Annotated in this window: 4 protein-coding genes; 3 read left to right on the top strand and 1 reads right to left on the bottom strand. The window is 56.0% G+C overall.

The annotated features are described in order from the left end of the window. The first annotated feature begins 270 nt into the window (after nucleotides 1-270). Both H5U08_RS13370 and H5U08_RS13365 read left to right on the top strand, forming a co-directional pair. Nucleotides 271-1,449 carry a VCBS repeat-containing protein gene (locus tag H5U08_RS13370; RefSeq protein WP_297033971.1) on the top strand — a complete coding sequence of 393 codons (1,179 nt, stop codon included), beginning with the start codon at nucleotides 271-273 and terminating at the stop codon, nucleotides 1,447-1,449. Between the two features lie 123 nt (nucleotides 1,450-1,572). After that, nucleotides 1,573-2,883 carry a Gfo/Idh/MocA family oxidoreductase gene (locus tag H5U08_RS13365; RefSeq protein WP_297033969.1) on the top strand — a complete coding sequence of 437 codons (1,311 nt, stop codon included), beginning with the start codon at nucleotides 1,573-1,575 and terminating at the stop codon, nucleotides 2,881-2,883. 30 nt (nucleotides 2,884-2,913) lie between these two features. Here the strand turns inward: H5U08_RS13365 and H5U08_RS13360 are convergent, their stop codons facing one another. After that, the gene (locus H5U08_RS13360) at nucleotides 2,914-3,084 is read right to left on the bottom strand and encodes a hypothetical protein (RefSeq protein ID WP_297033966.1); all 171 of its coding nucleotides are present in this window, start codon (nucleotides 3,082-3,084) and stop codon (nucleotides 2,914-2,916) included. A 103-nt stretch (nucleotides 3,085-3,187) separates the two neighbouring features. Between H5U08_RS13360 and H5U08_RS13355 the strand changes: the two genes are divergently transcribed. Next, on the top strand, nucleotides 3,188-3,369 hold a 182-nt coding region (locus H5U08_RS13355; RefSeq protein ID WP_297033962.1), incomplete at its 3' end, for a hypothetical protein.

The following is a 3,369-nucleotide window of genomic DNA, read 5'->3' as shown; positions in this document are numbered from 1 at the left end:
AGTTGTAACGCCTCAGATTATAATGCCGTTATACAGGAATTGTGCAGAGGTTCCTTAAACAAATTTTTTTTCAGCCTCAGCTCTCGGGCGCCCATGATACAATCTCGGCAATTTCGGTCAATCGGTACCTCATACCGAAGAACACCCCGCTTAGCCGGTCTCTTGCGGAAGCCTTCGGGTTAGACTAGCCTATTGGTGAGCAATATGCTTCCACACTGAGCATGGGTGAATAGCGCGTTGGGAAAATCAATTAGCATCGGAGGAGAATCCATGAGTTTACACCGCGTTTTAGTCGCTCTTTCACCACTATCCGTGGTTCTCGTGTGGACGGTCACAAGCTGGGGGGCCGATGTGACGTTCAAGATGCATCGCATCGGTCAGTTTCGGAGCGAAGCATGCGGCGTTGCGGATTTCAACGGTGATGGCAAGCTGGACGTGGTCGCGGGTCCCTTCGTCTACCTGGCACCCAACTGGAAAGCCTACAAGATTCGGGAATTGAAGGGAGAAGTGGATGACTCCGGCAAAGGCTACATGTGGAATTTCGCAGACTTGCCACTCGATGTGGACCTCGATGGCCGCCCGGATGTCATTTCATGCGACTGGTTTGAGAAGTGCCTCGATTGGCATCGAAACACCGGCTTCGATGGGAACCTCTGGCCGCGGACGGTCATTGATGTGAGCCTCAATCACGAAACCGCTCAACTGGCGGACATCGATGGCGACGGAAAGGTGCGCGAGATCCTTCCCGAAGTTGCGCCGACATGGTGGTGGGAAATCGTCCCACAAGCGGATGGCAAAGTTCATTTTGTCAAGCACGTCGTGAGCGAAAAGCCGATGGCCTTTGGGGCAGGAGTAGGGGATGTTAATGGCGATGGTCGTCCGGACATCATTCGTCCAAATGCTTGGTTCGAGGCCCCGTCTGACCCTCGCCAGGGCACCTGGATTGAACACCCCATCGCCCTGGGAGGAGCCGAAGAAGGAACTGCCGAACACACAGCTCAGATTCTTGTCCACGATGTGAACGGCGACGGACTCAATGATCTCATCGCCAGCTCTGCGCACCGCTACGGAATTTACTGGTACGAACAAGTCAGGGACGGGCAGGAGATCAAGTTCAAACGCCACGTGATCGACAACACATGGAGCCAGGCTCACTCGCTTACGCTGGCCGATATTGACCTGGATGGTGACCTCGACCTCGTAACCGGTAAACGATTTATGGCCCACAACGGCGGCGATCCCGGTGCTTTCGAGCCCCTCGGCGTGTACTGGTACGAATTACAGGCCAAGCCCGAAGTCAAATGGATCAAGCACGCCATTACCTACGATCAGGGAATCGGGGCGGGCCTCAACATCCCTGTGGTAGACATGGACGGGGATGGAGACCTTGATATCGTAGTGACGGGCAAGTGGGGTGGTCCCGTATGGTTTGAAAACCAGTTGCGTTGAGCCCGGCCGCTTTTCCTGCCGTCCACCAAACAGTCGTCGTCTTGCCGCTATCGCCGTATAAACTCGACTTGGGCCGTATTCATCATAACCCAGCGTTATAGAGTCAATGGGAGGGTATCTGGTATGCCAACCACAAGAACCAGCCGTCGATCGTTCCTCCGGTTGTCCCTGGTTGCCTCAGCCTCCGCGGTGGCTCCCCTGTACATTCCGCGACACGTGCTGGGCACGGAAAACGTTCCCCCAGCCAACGAACGTATCGGCATCGGGGGCATTGGTATCGGCCGCCGGGGACTGCAGTTGTTTGATGAGCTTCCCTCGCTCGGACGGATCGTCGCAATTGCCGACGTGAACCTCCCTCGTGCGGAAAAGACTGCGGAGCCCTACAAGGCTGCCGCTTACCAGGACTACCGCAAATTGCTGGAGCGGAAAGATGTCGATGCGATCATCACAGCCACACCCGACCACTGGCGGGCCATCGTCTGCATCCACGCGTGCCAGGCGGGGAAGGACATCTATGCCGAAAAGCCAATGACACTCACGATTTACGAGGGGCGGAAAATCGTGGAGGCGGTTCAGAAATACAAGCGAGTCTTCCAAACCGGCAGCCAGCAGCGTTCGATGGCGGCCAATCGGCTGGGATGTGAACTGGTACGCAACGGACGCATCGGTAAAGTTCACACGGTCATAGCAGCCAACTATCCCAGCCCCTGGGAATGTCATTTCCCAGGCCAGCCGGTACCGCCCGGCCTGGACTGGGATATGTGGTGCGGGCCTACAGAACCCGTTCCCTACCACATCGACATTTACACCCCGCGCGCACGACCAGGTTGGATTTCGTTCCGGCCCTACTCGGGAGGCGAAATGACCGGGTGGGGAGCCCACGGATTGGACCAGATCCAGTGGGCTCTAGGCACCGACGATACCGGCCCGGTCGAGATCTGGACGGAAGGTCCCAGATTCAATCCCCCCACCTACACCGAGCCGGAATCCCGGGCCCGGGGCGACAAAATATGCAGCCAGCCCAAAGTGTTTTTCAAATATGCAAACGGTATCGTCGTGAAATTCGACAATGGTCCGCCGGGAGGTGCCGTTTTCATCGGGGATAAAGGACGGATCACGATCGACCGCGGGAAATTTGTGGCGGAACCGAAAGAGCTCGGAGATCCCCCGTATGACGATTTTAAGGTGCATCTACCGGTCAGCAATCACCATTTGCTGAACTGGCTGGAATGCATCAAAACACGTGAAAAGCCGGTCGCGCATGAAGAGATCGGCCATCGTTCGGCAACGTTGTGCCACCTTGGCAACATCGCCCGTTGGGCTGGCCGACCACTCAAGTGGGACCCCGTCAAAGAGCAGTTTGTAGGCGATGACGAGGCGAACCGATTCCTGGACCGCCCGCGCCGCAAGCCGTATCTGCTGCCTGAGGTCTGATATCCCACACAACGTGCGGAAATAACCCTGTCAATGGCCGCCTGTCACTTTTTTTCTGGCGGCCTTCTTTTTTTTCTTGCGGATTTTGCAGGACGCGGTCTTAGAAACAGGATGAGCAGAAAGAGTGGAGCGGCAAACAACAAAAGTTTTGGCCGGATGACGACCACCAACAAAAAGCAAGGAACCGCCACCACTAGCCACCGTGGCAACTCGAGAATGCGGTAGTATGCAAGCCAGAGCAGGGCCGTGACCGGCGCCATCCGCCAGCAGGCAGATTCACACATGATTTCAAACGAATTGCGCGGTGGGCGAAAGTGAAAGAAAATTGCTCCAAGACACAAAAGAATCGCCAGCACACCCAGGGCGTGACGACGCAAATGAATGGTCGGATCGGCGGATTCCTGTTTGGTGGAAGAGGCCATTTCATGGACGTTCAAGTCTTGAGGCCGAAGCACATGGCACCGCATTCTTTATTGTGCCCGATTT

Origin of the sequence: Thermogutta sp. (assembly GCF_014359955.1) — a bacterium.
Classification (GTDB): Bacteria; Planctomycetota; Planctomycetia; order Pirellulales; family Thermoguttaceae; genus Thermogutta.
Note: the sequence above shows the minus strand (reverse complement) of the source record. Positions and strands in the feature narration are given on the sequence as shown.

Excerpts from the sequence above, each read along its gene's own strand:
- H5U08_RS13370 (WP_297033971.1), top strand. The coding sequence starts at position 271 with ATGAGTTTACACCGCGTTTTAGTCGCTCTTTCACCACTATCCGTGGTT.
- H5U08_RS13365 (WP_297033969.1), top strand. The coding sequence starts at position 1,573 with ATGCCAACCACAAGAACCAGCCGTCGATCGTTCCTCCGGTTGTCCCTG.